At 78.8% G+C, this 557-nt stretch carries 1 protein-coding gene; it reads right to left on the bottom strand.

What is annotated here, in order from left to right; all coding sequences use genetic code 11:
• Nucleotides 1–557: S8 family serine peptidase (locus F2B26_RS16795; RefSeq protein WP_159811237.1), on the bottom strand; the 557-nt coding region annotated here is incomplete at both ends.

The raw sequence follows: 557 nt of genomic DNA, 5'->3' as shown, positions 1-557 counted from the left end.
GCCCGAGCACACCGAGCACGGTGAGCCCGACCAGCCCGGCGACCGCGGCCGTGGTCCGGGCGCGGGCCCAGGGCGAGCCGCTCGGTGCGGTGTGCAGCGTGCCACCGCCGACCGTCACCGCGACGGGGCTGGTCCCGGTGAACGGGTTGGCGGGGCCGCGGGTCGTCGCCCCTGGCACCAGGGCGATCGCGTCGTACGGCTGCACCACCCCCCAGCCGATCTGGTCGTCGCGCGCGTCGGGGGCGGGCCGGCTGGCGGTCGCCATGAGCCGGTAGGCCCACTGCTGGGGCGTCTCGTCGGGGTGCGCGGCGGCGACGAGGGCTGCGGCACCGGCCACGTAGGCGGTCGCGAAGCTCGACTCGGCGGTGTCGGTGGCGTACAGGCAGTCGCCGGCGCGATCGGCCGCGGTGAGCACCTGGGCGCCGGGTGCGGCGATCTGGACGTGCGGACCGTGGATCGAGCTGTCGGCGGCGGCGCCGTTCGCGCCGACCGCCGCGACGGCGAGGGCGCCCGGGTCGGCGGCGGGGTACCGGGGCCCGTCGGCGGCCGTGTCGGAC

The sequence above is a fragment of the Cellulomonas citrea genome (genome assembly GCF_009829685.1).
GTDB classification, from domain to species: domain Bacteria; phylum Actinomycetota; class Actinomycetes; order Actinomycetales; family Cellulomonadaceae; genus Cellulomonas; species Cellulomonas citrea.
Note: the sequence above shows the minus strand (reverse complement) of the source record. Positions and strands in the feature narration are given on the sequence as shown.